General features: G+C 69.6%; 15 protein-coding genes. 10 read left to right on the forward strand and 5 right to left on the reverse strand.

Annotated features, from left to right (window positions below; all coding sequences use genetic code 11):
• Nucleotides 1–24: 24 nt before the first annotated feature.
• Nucleotides 25–1,149 (reverse strand): BMP family lipoprotein, encoded by a 1,125-nt coding sequence (locus ASD93_RS09535; RefSeq protein ID WP_056121689.1) that lies wholly within the window; start codon nucleotides 1,147–1,149, stop codon nucleotides 25–27.
• Nucleotides 1,150–1,366: 217 nt separating this feature from the next.
• Nucleotides 1,367–2,482 carry a mannose-1-phosphate guanylyltransferase gene (locus ASD93_RS09540; RefSeq protein ID WP_056121691.1) on the reverse strand — a complete coding sequence of 372 codons (1,116 nt, stop codon included), beginning with the start codon at nucleotides 2,480–2,482 and terminating at the stop codon, nucleotides 1,367–1,369.
• A 266-nt stretch (nucleotides 2,483–2,748) separates the two neighbouring features.
• On the opposite strand from ASD93_RS09540, the gene sdhC reads away from it, so the two are divergent.
• The 8 genes from sdhC to trpS all read left to right on the forward strand — a co-directional run bounded on the left by sdhC (nucleotide 2,749) and on the right by trpS (nucleotide 10,854).
• Nucleotides 2,749–3,186 (forward strand): succinate dehydrogenase, cytochrome b556 subunit, encoded by a 438-nt coding sequence (gene sdhC, locus ASD93_RS09545; protein WP_082569264.1) that lies wholly within the window; start codon nucleotides 2,749–2,751, stop codon nucleotides 3,184–3,186.
• Nucleotides 3,186–3,635 carry a succinate dehydrogenase hydrophobic membrane anchor subunit gene (locus ASD93_RS09550; protein ID WP_056121695.1) on the forward strand — a complete coding sequence of 150 codons (450 nt, stop codon included), beginning with the start codon at nucleotides 3,186–3,188 and terminating at the stop codon, nucleotides 3,633–3,635. The genes sdhC and ASD93_RS09550 overlap by 1 nt, the downstream gene beginning before the upstream one ends.
• Before the next feature lie 31 nt (nucleotides 3,636–3,666).
• A complete protein-coding gene (sdhA, locus tag ASD93_RS09555) occupies nucleotides 3,667–5,493 on the forward strand; it encodes a succinate dehydrogenase flavoprotein subunit (protein WP_056121697.1) in 1,827 nt (608 codons plus the stop codon).
• Nucleotides 5,493–6,281 carry a succinate dehydrogenase iron-sulfur subunit gene (locus ASD93_RS09560; protein ID WP_235566926.1) on the forward strand — a complete coding sequence of 263 codons (789 nt, stop codon included), beginning with the start codon at nucleotides 5,493–5,495 and terminating at the stop codon, nucleotides 6,279–6,281. The genes sdhA and ASD93_RS09560 overlap by 1 nt, the downstream gene beginning before the upstream one ends.
• Before the next feature lie 10 nt (nucleotides 6,282–6,291).
• Entirely contained in the window at nucleotides 6,292–7,533 is a 1,242-nt protein-coding gene (locus ASD93_RS09565) for an MFS transporter (protein ID WP_082569265.1), read from the forward strand.
• Between the two features lie 9 nt (nucleotides 7,534–7,542).
• A complete protein-coding gene (locus ASD93_RS09570) occupies nucleotides 7,543–8,853 on the forward strand; it encodes a YihY/virulence factor BrkB family protein (RefSeq protein ID WP_082569266.1) in 1,311 nt (436 codons plus the stop codon).
• Between the two features lie 91 nt (nucleotides 8,854–8,944).
• Nucleotides 8,945–9,793 carry an exodeoxyribonuclease III gene (locus tag ASD93_RS09575; RefSeq protein ID WP_157536921.1) on the forward strand — a complete coding sequence of 283 codons (849 nt, stop codon included), beginning with the start codon at nucleotides 8,945–8,947 and terminating at the stop codon, nucleotides 9,791–9,793.
• 56 nt (nucleotides 9,794–9,849) lie between these two features.
• Nucleotides 9,850–10,854 (forward strand): tryptophan--tRNA ligase, encoded by a 1,005-nt coding sequence (gene trpS / locus ASD93_RS09580; protein ID WP_082569267.1) that lies wholly within the window; start codon nucleotides 9,850–9,852, stop codon nucleotides 10,852–10,854.
• Between the two features lie 47 nt (nucleotides 10,855–10,901).
• On the opposite strand, the gene ASD93_RS09585 is transcribed toward trpS, so the two are convergent.
• Nucleotides 10,902–11,846 carry an endonuclease domain-containing protein gene (locus tag ASD93_RS09585; RefSeq protein ID WP_235566927.1) on the reverse strand — a complete coding sequence of 315 codons (945 nt, stop codon included), beginning with the start codon at nucleotides 11,844–11,846 and terminating at the stop codon, nucleotides 10,902–10,904.
• 331 nt (nucleotides 11,847–12,177) lie between these two features.
• On the opposite strand from ASD93_RS09585, the gene ASD93_RS09590 reads away from it, so the two are divergent.
• A complete protein-coding gene (locus ASD93_RS09590) occupies nucleotides 12,178–12,744 on the forward strand; it encodes a GNAT family N-acetyltransferase (RefSeq protein ID WP_056121705.1) in 567 nt (188 codons plus the stop codon).
• Nucleotides 12,745–12,777: 33 nt separating this feature from the next.
• On the forward strand, nucleotides 12,778–13,650 hold the full coding sequence (locus ASD93_RS09595) for an Fpg/Nei family DNA glycosylase (RefSeq protein ID WP_056121706.1): 873 nt from the start codon (nucleotides 12,778–12,780) through the stop codon (nucleotides 13,648–13,650).
• A 2-nt stretch (nucleotides 13,651–13,652) separates the two neighbouring features.
• On the opposite strand, the gene glpK is transcribed toward ASD93_RS09595, so the two are convergent.
• The gene (gene glpK, locus ASD93_RS09600) at nucleotides 13,653–15,191 is read right to left on the reverse strand and encodes a glycerol kinase GlpK (protein WP_056121708.1); all 1,539 of its coding nucleotides are present in this window, start codon (nucleotides 15,189–15,191) and stop codon (nucleotides 13,653–13,655) included.
• Between the two features lie 73 nt (nucleotides 15,192–15,264).
• Nucleotides 15,265–16,980, reverse strand: coding sequence for a glycerol-3-phosphate dehydrogenase/oxidase (locus tag ASD93_RS09605; RefSeq protein WP_056121711.1), 1,716 nt, complete (start codon nucleotides 16,978–16,980; stop codon nucleotides 15,265–15,267).
• Between the last annotated feature and the right edge of the window lie 122 nt (nucleotides 16,981–17,102).

A 17,102-nucleotide genomic window follows, 5' to 3' on the forward strand; every position in this document is an offset into this window, starting at 1 on the left:
GCAGTCGGTTCGACTAGGTCGAGGTCACTGCGCGGGCGAGCTGGGCGAGGTCACCTCGAGCTCACCGGAGATGATCGCCTCCTGCAGGGCGGCGAGCTCGTCGACCAGGCCGTCGGGCAGATCCGCCTCGAAGGCGCCGAAGCCGGACAGGCCCACGCCCTCGTTCTCGAGCGTGCCGACGTAGGGCGTGACGTCGAATTCGCCCGTCGCGGCCTGCATGGTCGCGTCGTGGACGGCCACGTCGATGCGCTTCATGATCGAGAAGAGCACGAGGTCGGCGACCGACGGGTCGACGACGGCGAGGTCGGAGTCGACGCCGATCAGCAGCGCGTCCGAATCGGCGTCGGTGATCGCCGCCGCGGCGCTCTGGTAGATCGGGCCGCCGACGGGCAGGACCACGTCGACACCCTGGTCGAGGATGCCCTGAGCGGTCTGCTTGGCGGTGTCGTTCGCGGCGAAGCCGCCGGTGAACGAACCCTCCTGGGTCGCGACGTCCCAGCCGACGGTCTGCACGTCGGTGCCCTTGTCCTCGTTGAACTTGGCGACGCCGTCGACGAAGCCGTCCATGAAGATCGTCACCGGCGGGATCTGGATGCCGCCGAAGGTGCCGACCTTGTTGACACCGGCAGCGTCGGACCATGCCGCGGCGGCGTAGCCACCGAGGTAGGCGGCCTGCACCGTGTCGAACAGGAGCGGCTTGATGTTCGGCGCGTCGCTCTCACCGTTGAAGTCGGCGTCGGCCGAGTCGTCGATGATCGCGTAGTCGATGTCGGGGTTCGCGGTCGCCGAGGCGATCGTGTCGGCCGACAGCTTGAAGCCGACGGCGACGATGAACGTGCAGCCCTCGGCCACGAGGTTCTCGAGGTTCGGTGCGTAGTCGTTCGCGGAGGCCGATTCGACCTCGATGAACTCGACGCCGAGCTCGTCGGCGGCCGTCTCCATTCCGGTCAGCGCGGACTGGTTGAACGACTTGTCGTTGAAACCGCCGTCGTCCGACACGAGGCAGGGCATGAAGCCCTCGACGACTTCGGGCGTCGTCTCCTCGGACGTGGGCGCGGTCTCGGGTGCGGCGCCGCAGCCCGCAAGGGCGACGAGAAGGCCCGCGGCGGCAACAACACCGGCGAGCTTCTTGGTGCGTGAGATGGTCAACTCAGCCTCCACTTTTACGGCCCCGCGTCCATCACGGGGACTGCACAAAGTTACCCACTGTGACGCGAGGGTTGCAGTCGTGGCGAGGCTCGTAGGCCGAATGGTTACAAAGACGCAATGTCTCGACACACCGCCGACACCCGAGCGGGGGCAGGAGCCGGCCGTCGGCGGCACTCGACACGAGTGTGACGAGATCGCCCCGACACTCCCGCGTGATTCACAGCACGTCGCCGCGCCCGGTGAGCTTCAGCGCGTCGACGACACCCTTCACCCGCTGCGCATGCTCGCTCGTGGTCACCAGGAGCGCGTCCTCGGTGTCGACCACGATGATGTCCCGCACGCCGATGAGGCTGATCACGCGATGCGTCTGACTCACGACGATGCCGCTCGCAGCATCCGACAGGATCCTCGCGTTCTCGCCGAGGATCGCGAGGTCGTTCTTGCGGCCGCCGGAGTTGAGCTTGGCGAGACTCGCGAAGTCGCCGACGTCATCCCAGTCGAAGTGGCCGGGGATCACCGCGAGCCGCCCGCGGGCGGCCGCCGGCTCGGCGACGGCGTAGTCGATCGCGATCTTCGTGAGCGTCGGCCACACCCGGTCGACGACCGGACCGCGCAGCTCCCGGTCGTCCCACGCCTCGGCGAGGTCCATGAGCCCGGCGTACAGCTGCGGCTCGTTCTCGGCGATCTCGCCGAGCAGCACGTCGGCGCGGCAGATGAACATGCCGGCGTTCCACAGGTACGAGCGGTCGGCGAAGTACGCCTTCGCCGTCTCGAGGTCGGGCTTCTCGACGAAGCTCTCCACGAGCGCCGCCTCGGGCGCGCCGTCGATCACCAGTTCCGCACCCTTGCGCATGTACCCGAAACCGACCGACGGCTCCGAAGGCTGGATGCCGATCGTGCAGATGTAGCCCTCGCGCGCCACGGCGACCGCCTGGCGCACCGCCCACTCGAACAGGTGCGACACGCGGATCACGTGGTCGGCGGCGAACGAGCCGATGATGACGTCGGGGTTGCGACGGGACAAGACGGCCGCCGCGAGCCCGATCGCCGCGGTCGAGTCACGCGGCTCCGACTCGAGGAACACGTTCATGTCGGGGATCCCGGGCAGCTCCCTCTCGACCGCCGCGCGGTGAGCTCGCCCGGTCACCACCGCGATGCGATCGGCGCCGGCCAGCGGTTCGAGCCGGTCCCAGGTGTCGCGCAGCAGCGTCTGACCGGAGCCTGTCAGATCGTGGAGGAACTTCGGGGCGTCGGCACGCGAGAGCGGCCACAGGCGGCTCCCGATCCCGCCCGCGGGGATCACGGCGTAGAAGTCGTCGATCGGCTCTGACATGTCCCCAGGCTATCCGCGGACGGTCCCGCGCGGCGGATGGAGCGGATGCCGCAGCCCCGGCGTCCGGAAAGTTCCGTCGTTCTTGACGAGCGGGAAGATCCCTCGGCAGGGAGGCGGACTAAGGCACGCCTTCGTCACCGCATCACGGGATGCCGGAATAGGATGGAGCAAGCGCCCGCGTGACGCCGATGGCCCGACCAGGCAGTGCCGGGTCACCCCAGGGGCATCGATTCCGCCTCATCATGTTCGATCCAGGGAGGACGGCCGTGTCTGCACCAGCACGCGTCACACCGTCGGTATCCGAAACCACTTCCCGAGTCCCCCGCGGCACTCTCTACCGCGGGAACGAAGGCATGTGGTCGTGGGTGCTGCACCGCATCACCGGCATCGCGATCTTCTTCTTCCTGCTGGTCCACGTGCTCGACACCGCGCTGATCCGCGTGTCGCCCGAGGCCTACGACGCCGTCATCGGCACCTACAAGAACCCGATTATGGGAGTCGGCGAGGTCGCGCTCGTGGGCGCCGTCGCGTATCACGCCTACAACGGCCTGCGCATCATCCTCGTCGACATGTTCACGTGGGCCACGCGCATGCAGCGCCAGCTCTGGTGGGGCGTACTGGGCCTGTGGGTCGTGACGATGCTCGCCTTCGTGCCGCGCCACCTCATCAACGTCTTCTCCGAGCTCGGGCAGGGGGGCCACTGATGACCATCGCCGAGCCCCGCGCTCCCCGCTCCGCCGTCCGCCGGAAGGGTCCGAACCTCGAGAAGTGGGGCTGGATCTACATGCGCGTCTCGGGCGTGCTGCTGATCGTCCTCATCTTCGGCCACCTGTTCATCAACCTGATGACGGGCACCGGCATCCACCAGATCGACTTCGCATTCGTCGCCGGAAAGTTCGCCACGCCGTTCTGGCAGTGGTGGGACGTCCTGATGCTGTGGCTCGCCCTGATCCACGGCGCCAACGGCATGCGAACGGTCGTCAACGACTACGTCGCCCACGACGGCACCCGCAAGGTGCTCGTGTGGGCGCTGTGGCTGTCGGCCGCATTCCTCATCCTCCTCGGCACGCTCGTGGTGTTCACGTTCGACCCCTGCATCGGTGTGACGAGCGACAGCTCGCTCTGGGACATGTGCCAGAGCGTGACGAACTGACGAGCGCACCCTCGACCGAAGGCATCACAGAGTGACCACTCAGACCGCGGACTCCTACGTCAAGGACGGCGTCCACTACCACCAGTTCGACATCGTCATCGTGGGCGCCGGCGGCGCCGGCATGCGGGCGGCGATCGAGGCCGGTCCCGGCGCCAAGACGGCGGTGATCTCGAAGCTCTACCCCACGCGGTCCCATACGGGCGCCGCGCAGGGCGGCATGGCCGCGGCGCTCGCGAACGTCGAAGAGGACTCCTGGGAGTGGCACACCTTCGACACCGTCAAGGGCGGCGACTACCTCGTCGACCAGGACGCGGCCGAGATCCTCGCGAAAGAGGCGATCGACGCGGTCATCGACCTCGAGAACATGGGCCTGCCCTTCAACCGCACGCCCGAGGGCAAGATCGACCAGCGCCGCTTCGGCGGGCACACCGCCGATCACGGCAAGACCCCCGTGCGCCGCGCCTGCTACGCCGCCGACCGCACCGGCCACATGATCCTCCAGACGCTGTTCCAGAACTGCGTCAAGCTGGGCATCAACTTCTTCAACGAGTTCTACGTGCTCGACCTGATCACGGTGAAGGATGCTGCGGGCAAGACCGAGATCGCGGGCGTGGTCGCCTACGAGCTGGCCACGGGAGATCTCCACGTCTTCCAGTCGAAGGCCGTGATCTTCGCGACGGGCGGCTTCGGAAAGATCTTCAAGACGACCTCCAACGCGCACACCCTCACCGGTGACGGCGTCGGCATCATCTGGCGCAAGGGTCTGCCGCTGGAGGACATGGAGTTCTTCCAGTTCCATCCGACCGGCCTGGCCGGCCTCGGCATCCTGCTCACCGAAGGTGCGCGCGGTGAGGGCGCGATTCTGCGCAACGTGTCCGGCGAGCGCTTCATGGAGCGCTATGCGCCCACGATCAAGGACCTCGCACCGCGCGACATCGTCAGCCGCTGCATGGTCCAGGAGGTGGCCGAGGGCCGCGGCGCGGGCCCGCACCGCGACTACGTGCTCCTGGACTGCACCCACCTCGGCGCCGAAGTGCTCGAGACGAAGCTGCCCGACATCACGGAGTTCGCCCGCACCTACCTGGGCGTCGACCCTGTGGTCGAGCCGGTGCCGGTCATGCCGACCGCGCACTACGCGATGGGCGGCATCCCGACCAACAACGACGCCCAGGTGCTCGCGGACAACACCACCGTCGTCCCCGGCCTCTACGCCGCCGGCGAGTGCGCCTGCGTGTCGGTGCACGGCTCGAACCGCCTGGGCACCAACTCGCTCCTCGACATCAACGTGTTCGGCAAGCGCGCCGGCCGTAACGCCGTCGAGTACGTCAAGACCGCCGAGTTCGTGGCGCTCCCCGACGACCCCGCCGCCGAGGTGCGCGGGCTCATCGAGGGGCTGCGGAACAACCAGGGCACCGAGCGCATCGCCGTGCTGCGCAAGCGGCTGCAGGACGAGATGGACCGCAAGGCCCAGGTGTTCCGCACCGATGAGTCCCTCGGCGAGGTGCTCGACGTGATCGAGGAGCTGCGCGAGCGCTTCAAGAACATCCATGTCGACGACAAGGGCAAGCGCTTCAACACCGACCTGCTCGAGGCCGTCGAACTGGGCTTCCTGCTCGACATCGCCGAGGTCGTCGTCGTCACGGCGAAGAACCGCAAGGAGAGCCGCGGCGGTCACATGCGCGACGACTTCCCGCAGCGCGACGACGAGAACTACATGCAGCACACGATGGCGTACCTGTCGGGCGACGCGGGATCCTCGCACGCCGAGGACCACATCCGCCTGGGCTGGAAGCCGGTCGTCTTCACCAAGAACGACAAGGGCGAGTTGAACTACCCGCCGATGGAGAGGAAGTACTGATGGCGAGCCTCGTCGCAGTCGACGCGCCCTCGGACGCGACCACCGAGGTCCAGACCCCGGCCGACACCGGCATCCAGTCGTTCCTGGTGACCTTCATCATCCGCCGGTTCGATCCGGAGGTCGACGAGGAGCCGCGCTGGGTCGACTACGACGTGGAGCTGTACTCCACCGACCGCGTGCTCGACGCGCTCCACAAGATCAAGTGGGAGGTCGACGGCTCGCTGACGTTCCGGCGCTCGTGCGCCCACGGCATCTGCGGTTCGGATGCGATGCGCATCAACGGCCGCAACCGGCTGGCCTGCAAGACGCTGATCAAGGACCTCGACATCTCGCAGCCGATCTACGTCGAGGCGATCAAGGGCCTTCCGCTCGAGAAGGACCTCGTCGTCGACATGGAGCCGTTCTTCGCCTCCTACCGCGAGGTGCAGCCGTTCCTCATCGCGAATTCGAAGCCCGAGGCAGGCAAGGAGCGCATCCAGTCGATCGTCGACCGCGAGGTCTTCGACGACACCACGAAGTGCATCCTGTGCGCCGCGTGCACGTCGTCCTGCCCGGTCTTCTGGACCGATGGGCAGTACTTCGGCCCGGCCGCGATCGTGAACGCGCACCGTTTCATCTTCGACTCGCGCGATGACGCGGGCGACGTGCGCCTGGACATCCTCAACGACAAGGAGGGCGTGTGGCGCTGCCGCACGACCTTCAACTGCACCGAGGCCTGCCCACGCGGCATCGAGGTGACCAAGGCGATCGCAGAGGTCAAGCAGGCGGTTCTGCGCGGACGGCCCTAAGCTTCCCTGCGTGACACAGTCGCAGCGCGACGACGCGCCCCTCGCCCCGTCCCTTCCCCGAACCCTCCGCTCCGCACGCATCGCGGTGACGGCCGCCTACGCGGCCCAGGGTCTGGGCTACGCCGTCATCGTGACGTCCCTGCCCGCCCTCAAGGCGCGCCAGGAGGTCGGTGACGACGTCGTCACGATCCTCGTGCTCGGCGTGGCCCTGACCGCGGCGCTCGGCTCGGTGATCGCGAATGCCGTGGCGGTGCGGTGGGGCAGCAGGACGGCGCTGGCGCTCGGCCTCATCGTGCAGGCGATCGCGCTTCCGGTCATCGCACTGCCGACGGAGTTCCCCGTGTTCGCCGGCGCCTTCGCCGTGTTCGGCATCGGCCTCGGCTGCGTCGACGCGGCAGCGGCCATGCAGGGCGTCGCCGTGCAGCGGGCCTACGGGCGTCACCTCCTGGGCGGCTTCTTCGCCGCCGCGACGGCCGCGGCCATCGCCGGAGCCCTGCTCGTGTCGGGGGTCGCGCTCTCCGCGGTCGGCGCGGGTGTCGCGCTGACGTGCGCCGCCGTCATCGCACTGGCGGCCGCCCTGGCCGGAGTGAGGTTCTTCGCGCGGGAGGTGCCCATCGACGAGGTGCTGCCGAAGGCAGAGCGCGCGAAGCTCCCGCGCGCGGGCATCTGGGCGTTCGGGCTCGTCATCCTCGCCGTGTTCGTCGCCGACTCCGCGGTGAGCACGTGGAGCACGGTCTACCTGCAGGACGACCTCGCGGCGCTGGCCTGGATCGCACCGCTCGGATACGCCGTGTATCAGGCCGTCGTGCTCCTGACGCGCCTCGCGACCGATCGCCTGGTGCCGAGACTCGGTCGCGGGCGGCTCGTCGCGATCGCAGCATCCGTCTCCGCCGTCGGCTGCGTGATCATCGCCCTCCTCCCCTTCCCGGTCGCCGCGATCATCGGGTTCGCGCTCGCGGGCGTCAGCGCCGGCGTGCTCATCCCGGTGACCTTCGGCGCTGCCGGAGAGCTCGCGCCGGAGCACAGCGACCAGGTCATCGCCCGCGTGAACCTCTTCAACTACGCCGGCGCGATCCTCGGCGCTGTCGTCGTCGGCCTGCTCGCGGAGGGACCAGGCCTCGGCATCGCCTTCCTGCTGCCCGCCGTCGCGCTGGCCGCGATCCTGTTCGCGGTCCCACGCTTTCGCGCCATGCCCACGCGCGCGGTCGCCGGCGTCGCCCCCGCGACGTCGGACGACCCGAGCAGTCGCTAATCTGACACCGTGACCCAGACGCCCCCGCCGGACGCCCGCGCGGCGGCCGACGCCGCGCAGCGCGAGGAGGAGTCGCTGCGCGAGCGGTGGGAGCAGACCGAGCACAGCCTGCGTCAGCGCTTCGACGCCCCCATCAGCCGTGCCACGCGTCTCACCCAGGCGACGATGGAATGGTTCCCGGTGCGCGTGTGGCGGAACTTCCTCGTCGAGAACGGCTTCCTGCTGTCGGCGGGCGTGAGCTACGTCGCGCTGTTCGCGTGCTTCGCCGCGATCTACCTCCTGTTCGCGATCGCGGGACTGTGGCTCGGCGGCAGCCCCGAGGCGGTCGAACGGCTGATCGATCTCATCAACAGCTACATCCCCGGCCTCATCTCCGACGACAGCGCCTTCGCCACCCCGGCCGCGGTGCAGGCCATCGCCTCGGAGAACGCCGGGGTGCTCGGATGGACGAGCGTCATCGCACTCGGTGTCCTGATCTGGACCGCCATCGACTGGGTGACCTATACCCGGCGCGCGGTGCGCGAGCTGTTCGCGATCCCGCCGGATCGCCGCAGCTACTTCCTCCTCAAGGCCCGCGACCTGCTCGCCGCCGTCATCTTCGGTGCGGCGCTCATCCTGGGTGCGGCGCTGAGCTCGGTCGGCAGCATGACCGTCGACTGGCTCTTCTCCGTCTTCGGCTGGGGAAAGGCGAGCGAGCTCGTCGACGCGACGGTGCGCGTGGGCTCGCTCTTCGTCGGATTCGCCGTGACCTCGGCGGCGCTCGTGGGGCTCTTCCGGTTCCTGACGGGAACCAAGCTGCCGTGGCGCCGCATCTGGCCGGGCGCGATGATCGGCGGCCTGGGGTTGTCGGTGCTGCAGCTCGGCGCAGGCCTGCTTCTCAGCTACACGCCGTCCAACCCGCTCCTGGCCGGGTTCGCCTTCTTCATCGGCATGCTCCTCTGGTTCCGGCTGATGGGGATCGTCCTGCTCACCTCGGCATCCTGGGTCGCAGTCGCCGCCCGTGATCGCGACGTCGTGCTGCTGCCGCAGACCGAGGCCGAGCGCCTCGCCGCCGAGCACGCGGCGCTCGTCATCGCCGCGCAGGTGCGCCTGCGCACCGCGAAGGATGCCCGCGCGCAGGCGCGGTGGTGGCGTGTGCCCCTCGCCGATCGCGCCGTGCACGACGCCGAGGAAGAGCTGCGCCAGGTGCAGGAGGTCGCGCCGCCGGATCCGCACGCCAAGACGGTGCCGGGAACACGCCTGCCGAAGCACGTCGCCGCGGGCGCGGCCACGGCCGAGGGGTCGTCCGCCGTTCTGGCCGACGGGACCGGAGACCGCTGACCGACCGCGCCGCCGCCGCCGCCGAAGGACGGCGCGACGGAGCCCGCACAGCGGGGCCGGCGTGTCCGCGCCCCCGGCTAGGCTGACGGGCGTGTCACGCCGCGTCCGCATCGCTTCCGTCAACGTCAACGGCATCCGCGCCGCCACCCGCAAGGGCATGATCGAGTGGCTCGACGAGGCCGATGTCGACGTCATGGCCCTGCAAGAGGTGCGTGCGACTCTCGAAGAGCTGCAGACCGCGCTCCCGGGCTGGGAGCTCGTCAACGACGAGGCGCTCGCCAAGGGGCGTGCCGGCGTCGCGATCGCCACCCGCCTGCCCGCCGTCGAGGTGCGCCGCGTGCTCGGGCCCGAGCCGCTCGACTCCGCCGGTCGCTGGATCGAGGCCGACCTCGACATCGACGGCGAGCGCCTCACTGTGGTGAGCGCCTACGTCCACACCGGTGAGGCCGACACCCCGCGGCAGGACGCCAAGTGGGCCTTCCTCGACGCAATGGAGAAGCGGATGCCGCAGCTCCAGCAGTCCTCTGCCCTCGCCGTGGTGATGGGCGACCTCAACGTCGGCCACCGCGAGCTCGATATCCGCAATTGGAAGGGGAACGTCAAGAAGGCGGGCTTCCTCCCCCGGGAACGCGCCTACTTCGATCGCTTCCTCGGCCGCGCCGGCGAGCAGGTCGCGGGTGTCGACGGATCGAGCGGAGTGGGGCTCGGCTGGGTCGACGTCGGCCGGGCCGCGCACGGCGAGGTCGACGGTCCGTACACCTGGTGGTCCATGCGGGGCCGGGCGTTCGACAACGACAGCGGCTGGCGCATCGACTACCACCTCGCCACCGCGGCGCTCGCCGAGCGGGTGTCGAACTACCGGGTCGTCCGTGCGCCGTCGTGGGACACCCGCTGGAGCGACCACTCCCCCGTCGTGGCCGACTACGCGATCGGCCACTGACCTCGGCGTCGGCGGGCGCGGCATCCGCTGTTCGCTGCCCGCCCTAGGATTGTCGGGTGAGTAAACCGCGCCTGTACTCCGGAATGCAGCCCTCCGCCGACTCTCTGCAGATCGGCAACTACATCGGGGCGCTCCTGCAATGGCGCGACCTGCAGGAGTCATACGACGCATTCTTCTCGGTCGTCGACCTGCACGCCCTCACGGTGCCGAATGACCCGGGCGAGCTCCGCGAGAAGACGCGCCGCACCGCCGCGCAGTACATCGCCGCGGGGATCGAGCCCTCGAAGTCCACGCTCTACGTGCAGTCGCACGTGCGCGCGCACGCCGAGCTGGCGTGGATCCTCTCGACCATCACCGGCTTCGGCGAGGCCGGACGGATGACGCAGTTCAAGGACAAGTCGTCGCGGTACGGCACCGACGTCACCTCGGTCGGCCTCTTCACCTACCCGGTGCTCATGGCCGCCGACATCCTGCTCTACCAGACCGACATCGTGCCCGTCGGCGACGACCAGAAGCAGCACGTCGAGCTGACGCGCGACCTGGCCGAGCGCTTCAACAGCCGCTACGGCACGACCTTCACCGTTCCCATGCCCGTCATCCAGAAGGAGACGGCGCGCATCTTCGACCTCCAGAATCCGGTGGCGAAGATGTCCAAGTCGGCCGAGTCGGATGCCGGTGTACTGTGGCTGCTCGACGACCCGGCGGCGAGCGCGAAGAAGATTATGCGCGCGGTCACCGACAGCGAGGGCAGCGTGCGCTATGACCGCGACGCGAAGCCGGGCGTATCGAACCTGCTCGTGATCTACGCCGCCCTCACCGGCCGCCAGATCCCGGCGATCGAGGACGAGTACGCCGGCCGCGGCTACGGGGACTTCAAGAAGGGTCTCGCCGAGGTCGTCGTCGAGGAGTTCGGTCCGGTGCGTCAGCGCGCGCTCGACCTGCTCGCGGACCCTGCCGAGCTCGACCGCGTCCTCGCGGCCAACGCGGCCAAGGCCGATGCCGTCGCCGACCGCACCCTGGCCGACGTCTACGACAAGGTGGGCCTCCTCCGCCGGGTCTGAGGTCGGCATCGTGCACAACGTCGGCATCCGCCGATCAGAGGAACGGCTCAGTCGGCTTTCCGTCCGGTCGCGCGCGAACTTCCGACGCTGTGCACACCGCGCCGCGCCGCGACGAGGCCCCTCACCGCGTTCAGCACGACCTCCGGGTGATGCATGATGTCTTCCGCGATCGGCCGGAGGGTCGTGTAGCCCCGCGTTGCGGCTGCGAGATCGCGCCGGGCGTCACGCTTTCGTGCGATCCAATCCGCGTGGTGGGCCTCACTGTCGCACTCGATGATGAGCCAGCCCTCCACGACCAGGTCGACGCGCCCGACACCGTCTATCCTCACCTGGATGTCCACTGCGAGTCCGAGACTCCGCACCAGCAGCCGCATGAGGGTTTCCGGCCCGGATTCGCTGCGGCGATCAAGGAGCGGACGCAGCGCCTGATACCGTCGCGGCAAGCGCCCGAACACCGCCGCGATCCCCTCGTCGTTCAGCAGGCCCGTGTGCCAGGCACTGTCCAGCGTCGCGATCGCCGCACGCGGTGGCTGGCACCGGCAGGCCTGCGCCGCCGCCTCCACGACATCCGCGGCGAGGCTGAGGGGCCGCACGGCAGAAGCACGGAAATGGCGCACGACGGCATCCGTCCGCGCCGCGATGCGCGTTGCGGTCCTGTCCATCTGGATATGGGCAACGTGCGGCTCGAGCACGAACACGCCGAGCAGGCGCAGGAGCGAGATGCAGTCGAGCCGACCGCCCGAACGCGCAGCGGCAACTAGCTGCGGCGCGCTGTCGGAGCGAACGTACGACCCCTTCCGGACGCGGATCAGCTGGCCTCCGTCGAGCAGGCGCGCGATCCGGCGTCGCGGCAACCAGACGCGCAGTTCCGAATAGGTGAGGAGGTCGGCGTCGAGGATTCCTGTGCGATCGCTTGTCGTGGTCGTGTTCACACCGCCACGCTGTTCGGTCCACGGCCCGACGAGGGGACAATCCGGCACGTCGTGGAGCACCGCGCGTCAAACGCGCCTGTGGAGGAAGGACGAGCACAACGTCGGCACAACGGGGCGGTAGCGACCTCGACCGGCCGCGAATACGTCGTACCCGCCGAAGTAGCCGACGTTGTGCACGCTGCACGCGGCCTGCGTGCGGCACCCGCGTTGCCATCCCCGTCCCCGATGGCGCAGGAGGGAGGCGAACACAGAGTCGGCAAGACGGTGCCGCATGCGCCCGAAACGCGGCTGGCGGTGTCGATCTCGTCCGGATCGCCGTCGTTGTGCACGCTGAACGCACGGGACGCGAGCCGGCGACCCGGCCGCAGCGACGCCGGGATAGCCTGGCCCGATGCAGCCCGTCGTCCTGCGCACGCCCCGACTCGAGCTCGCCCTGCCGCGCATCGAGGACGTCGATGCCATCTTCGCGGCGTGCCAGGATGCCGGCATCCAGCGGTACACCCCGGTCCCGTTCCCCTACGAGCGCGCACACGCCGTGCAGTTCGTCGAGCGGATTCCGAAGGACTGGGAGGACGGTCGCCACGTGACGTGGGGCATCCGGGAACACGACCGGCTCATCGGCACCATCGGCCTCTACCGCATGGACGGCGACGGGAACGGCGAGATCGGCTTCTGGATGGCGCCCGACTCCCGGGGAGGCGGTCGCCTGCGCGAGGCCGCGAACGCGGTCATCGACTGGGGCTTCTCGGCCGAGGGTCCGGCGCTCACCCGCATCGAGTGGCGCGCGGTGGTGGGCAACGTCGCGTCCGCCCGCGTCGCCAGTGCCCTGGGCTTCCGCTACGAGGGCCTGCTCCGCCAGGCTCTCGCGAACACGAAGCACCGCGACGACGGCTGGATCGCCGCAGTGCTCAAGGACGACGAGCGGATGCCGCAGCCCTGGCCGGTCCTGGAGATCTGACCTCGCGTCCGCACCGCGTGGCAGGATGGCCGCATGCCCGAGATGCCCGAGGTGCAGGGACTGGTCGAGTTCCTGCGGGGCCGCGTGAGCGGCCTCGAGGTGACGCGCACCATGGTCGCCAACATCGCGGCGCTCAAGACCTATGACCCGCCCGTCGACGCTCTGAAGGGTGCGCGCATCGACGCCGTCGCGCGCCACGGGAAGTTCGTCGACCTGGCCACGAGCGGGCCGACGGGCGAGCCGCACCTCGTGTTCCACCTCGCCAAGGCGGGATGGCTGCGGTTCTACGAGCAGCTGCCGACCACCGTCATCCGACCGGGCAAGACGCCCATCGCCCTGCGCGTCGCGCTGTCCGACGGCTCCGGATTCGACCTGACCGAGGCGGGCACCAAGAAGTCGCTCGCCGTCTACGTCGTCCGCGACCCCGCCGATGTTCCGGGCATCGCGCGGCTCGGTCCGGATCCTCTCGACCCCGCCTTCACGCGTGACACCCTCGCCGGCCTGCTGGCGGGACGTCGCACGCAGATCAAGGGTGTCCTGCGAGACCAGGCCACGATCGCCGGGGTCGGCAACGCGTACTCCGATGAGATCCTGCACGCGGCGAAGATGTCGCCGTACGCCCTCGCCTCGACGCTCGACGATGCCGACATCGACCGTCTGTTCGAGGCGATGACCGACACCCTGACGGAGGCGGTGGCCGAGGCATCCGGCAAGCCTCCGGCGGAACTGAAAGACGCCAAGCGGCGCGGCATGAAGGTGCACGGACGTCGGGGGCAGACCTGCCCAGTGTGCGGCGACGAGGTGCGCAGCGTGTTCTTCGCCGACAACTCCCTCGAGTACTGCCCCACGTGTCAGACCGGCGGGAAGATCCTCGCCGACAGGCGCCTGTCCCGCCTGCTGAAGTAGGGCTACGTCCCCGTCGTGCCCATGAGGATACGGGCGTCGTCGTCGACCCAGTCGAGGGATTTCGACACGGCCTTCTGCCACAGCCGATACCGGCGCTCGCGCTCGTCCTCGGGCATGCGGGGCTCGAATCGCACGTCCTCCTGCCAGTGCGCGCGGAGCGCGTCGCGACCGGTCCACACCCCGGTGGCGAGGCCCGCGGCGTAGGCGGCGCCGAGCGCGGTGGTCTCGACGACTTTCGGCCGCACGACGGGGATGCCGAGGATGTCGGCCTGGAACTGCATGAGGGTGTCGTTGCGCGTCATGCCGCCGTCGACGCGCAGCTCGTCGAGGTCACGGCCGGTGTCGGCGACGACCGCCTCGATGACGTCGCGAGTCTGGAATGCCGTGGACTCGAGCGCCGCGCGCGCGATGTGCGCCTTGTTCACGTAGCGCGTCATCCCGACGAGCGCGCCGCGGGCATCCGGGCGCCAGTAAGGCGCGTACAGGCCCGAGAACGCCGGCACGAAGTAGGCGCCGCCGTTGTCGTCGACGGTGGCGGCGAGCGTCTCGACGTCCTCCGAGCGCTGGATGATCCCCAGGTTGTCGCGCAGCCACTGCACGAGCGACCCGGTGACCGCGATCGAGCCCTCGAGGGCATAGCGCGCGGGCTCGTCGCCGCACCGGTACGCCACCGTCGTGATGAGTCCGCTCTCGGAGCGCACGATGTCGGTGCCGGTGTTGACGAGCAGGAAGTTGCCGGTTCCGTAGGTGTTCTTGGACTCACCGGCTTCGAACGCCGCCTGGCCGAAGGTCGCCGCCTGCTGGTCGCCCAGGATCCCGGCGATCGGCGTCCCGTGGAGGACGTCGGGGAGGGCCGTCGTGCCGACGACCTCGGAGGATGACCGAATCTCGGGCATCATCGACCGCGGGATGCCCCACACGGAGAGCAGCTCGTCCGACCAGTCCAGCGTGCGCAGGTCCATCAGGAGGGTGCGCGAGGCGTTGGTCACATCGGTGACATGGATGCCGCCGCGGGCGCCGCCGGTGAGGTTCCAGATGACCCAGGTGTCGGGGGTGCCGAACACGAGATGGCCGGCTTCCGCGGCGTCCCTCGCCCCCGGCACGTTCTCGAGGATCCAGGCGACCTTCGACGCCGAGAAGTACGTGGCCAGTGGAAGGCCGGTCGACTCGGCGAACCGATTCGTCCCCCCGTCGCCGGCGAGCTCGTCGATCCGCGGCTGGGTGCGGGTGTCCTGCCACACGATCGCGTTGTGCACCGGCCGCCCCGTGCGTCGGTCCCACACCACGGCGGTCTCGCGCTGATTCGTCACGCCGACGGCGGCGATGTCGGATGCCGCGACCCCGGCCCGCGAGAGGCACGAGGCGATGACCCACTCCGTGTTCGTCCAGATCTCGACCGGGTCGTGCTCGACCCAGCCCGCCTTCGGGAAGATCTGCTCGTGCTCGCGCTGCGAGACCGACACGACCGCGCCGGCGGGGTCGAAGACGATCGCTCGGGTCGACGTGGTCCCCTGATCGATCGCCAGAACGTGATCGGTCAACGCCGGCTCCTTCCTCGCGGGCATCGCCGCCCGCACGGTACCCGCGGGCCGTCGCTCGCGGGCTGCGGTCAGGTTATCGCGAGCCGGCGGATGCCGCGGCCCACGTCGGATCGGCGGCGTGCACCCTTTCGAGTCCCCGCTCGACCTCGACGGCGACGCGGTCGGCGTCCCAGTCGAGCACGGGCGCGATCGCGGACGCGATCTCGGCCACCGCGGCCTCGGAGGCGGAGCCGAGGAACGCGATGCTCGTGCGTCGCAGCAGAAGATCGGCGAGGTGCACGACGTCCTCGGTCGCCGCGAGGTGGCGCAGCTCTGCCGTGCTGTATCCCGGCAGGTGCACGAGCTCGACGTCGTCGCGGTCGGCTGCGATCGCGGCGATCACCGCGGTCGCCACGGTCCCGTAGCGGTCGAGGAGCGTGGCCACGCGTGCGGCCGGCAGACCCTCGGAGTGGCCCGCGATCCACTGCTGCCGTGCGCGCTCCGTCGTCGGGAACCCCTTGCCGCCGCCGATCGAGACGCCCTTGGTCGAGCGGCGGCGTGGGCGGGCGATCAGCGCGAGCGCACGATCGGCGAGGTGCTCGGCCGATGCGCGGAACGTCGTCCACTTGCCTCCGACGAGCGTGAGCACGGTGGTGTCGCCGCCGACGAGTGGAGCGGACTCGACGCGGTAGTCGCGCGAGACGAAGCCGGGGGCGACATCGCCGTGTCCGGGGAGGGGCCGCACGCCCGAGAACCGGTACACGATCTGCGCGCGGTCCACCGTGATGCGCGGCAGCACCTGCCCGATGAGGTCGATGAAGTAGTCGACCTCCGCCTCGGTGCACACGATCGGGTCGCGCATGTCGTGCTCGAGGTCGGTTGTCCCCACGAGCACGCGGCCCTTCAGGGGGTAGATGAGCACGATGCGGCCGTCGGCGTTCTCGAAGAAGAGCTCCCGGCCGCCGGTCGCGGCGAGCAGTTCGGGGTGGTCGAGCACGATGTGCGAGCCCTTGGTGCCGCCCATGTAGCGCGTCGGGTCGCCGAGAGCGAAGTTCGTGTGGTCGGTCCAGGGTCCCGAGGCGTTGATGACGACGGATGCCGCGAACGGCACCTCCGCACCGGTGACGAGGTCGCGCACCACGACCTTGCCCTCCTGCGTGCCCACGGCGGCGGTGTAGTTCGCTGCCCGAGCCTGGTCGCCGCCGGCCGCGCGGCCGTCGCGGAGCACGTCGATCGCGAGGCGCTCGGGGTCGTGGAGCGAGGCATCCCAGTACGTCGCGGTGTACTTCACGCCGGGGTTCAGCTCGGGGAGATCGTGCAGGGAGCGCTTGCGGCCGCGGAAGGTGTGGCGCGGAACACGGCCGCCCCCGCGGGAGAACGAGTCGTAGATGACGAGGCCGATCTTGATGAGCGCGGCGCCGCGCTCGGTGTGCTTCCCGCCGCCGTGGCGGAGGAAGCGCAGTGGGGCGCTGAGAACGCCCGAGAAGGTCGAGAAGATCGGGATCGTCGTCTGCAGCGGACGCACGTAGTGCGGAGCGATCCGCAGCAGCCCGTTGCGCTCGGTGACCGCCTCGTGAACGAGGCGGAACTCGCCGTTCTCGAGGTACCGGATGCCGCCGTGGATCATGTGCGACGAGGCGGCGGATGCACCGCTGATGAAGTCGTCGCGCTCGACGAGCGCCACGTCGACGCCCTGCATCGCGAGGTCGCGGAAGGTGGCCAGGCCGTTGATGCCGCCGCCCACGATGAGGACGTCCGCGTACGGGCGCTGCTCCAGTGCGTCGAATCCTCGTGCGGTGCCCCCGGTCATCGTCTCCCCCGTTGTGTGCTCGTGCGTGCAGGTGCCTCCATGATGGCACCCCTGGCCGTTCTTGCACGCCGTTTGCACATATGTGCAAGGATGGCGAGTGTGGAGGATGCCACCGACCCGCG

The organism is Microbacterium sp. Root180, from assembly GCF_001428485.1.
Taxonomy (GTDB): domain Bacteria; phylum Actinomycetota; class Actinomycetes; order Actinomycetales; family Microbacteriaceae; genus Microbacterium.

Bases quoted from the DNA above. Each gene is read 5' to 3' on its own strand.
- ASD93_RS09540 (WP_056121691.1), bottom strand. From the start codon at position 2,482: ATGTCAGAGCCGATCGACGACTTCTACGCCGTGATCCCCGCGGGCGGG.
- ASD93_RS09550 (WP_056121695.1), top strand. From the start codon at position 3,186: ATGACCATCGCCGAGCCCCGCGCTCCCCGCTCCGCCGTCCGCCGGAAG.
- ASD93_RS09560 (WP_235566926.1), top strand. From the start codon at position 5,493: ATGGCGAGCCTCGTCGCAGTCGACGCGCCCTCGGACGCGACCACCGAG.
- ASD93_RS09590 (WP_056121705.1), top strand. From the start codon at position 12,178: ATGCAGCCCGTCGTCCTGCGCACGCCCCGACTCGAGCTCGCCCTGCCG.
- ASD93_RS09595 (WP_056121706.1), top strand. From the start codon at position 12,778: ATGCCCGAGATGCCCGAGGTGCAGGGACTGGTCGAGTTCCTGCGGGGC.
- ASD93_RS09605 (WP_056121711.1), bottom strand. From the start codon at position 16,980: ATGACCGGGGGCACCGCACGAGGATTCGACGCACTGGAGCAGCGCCCG.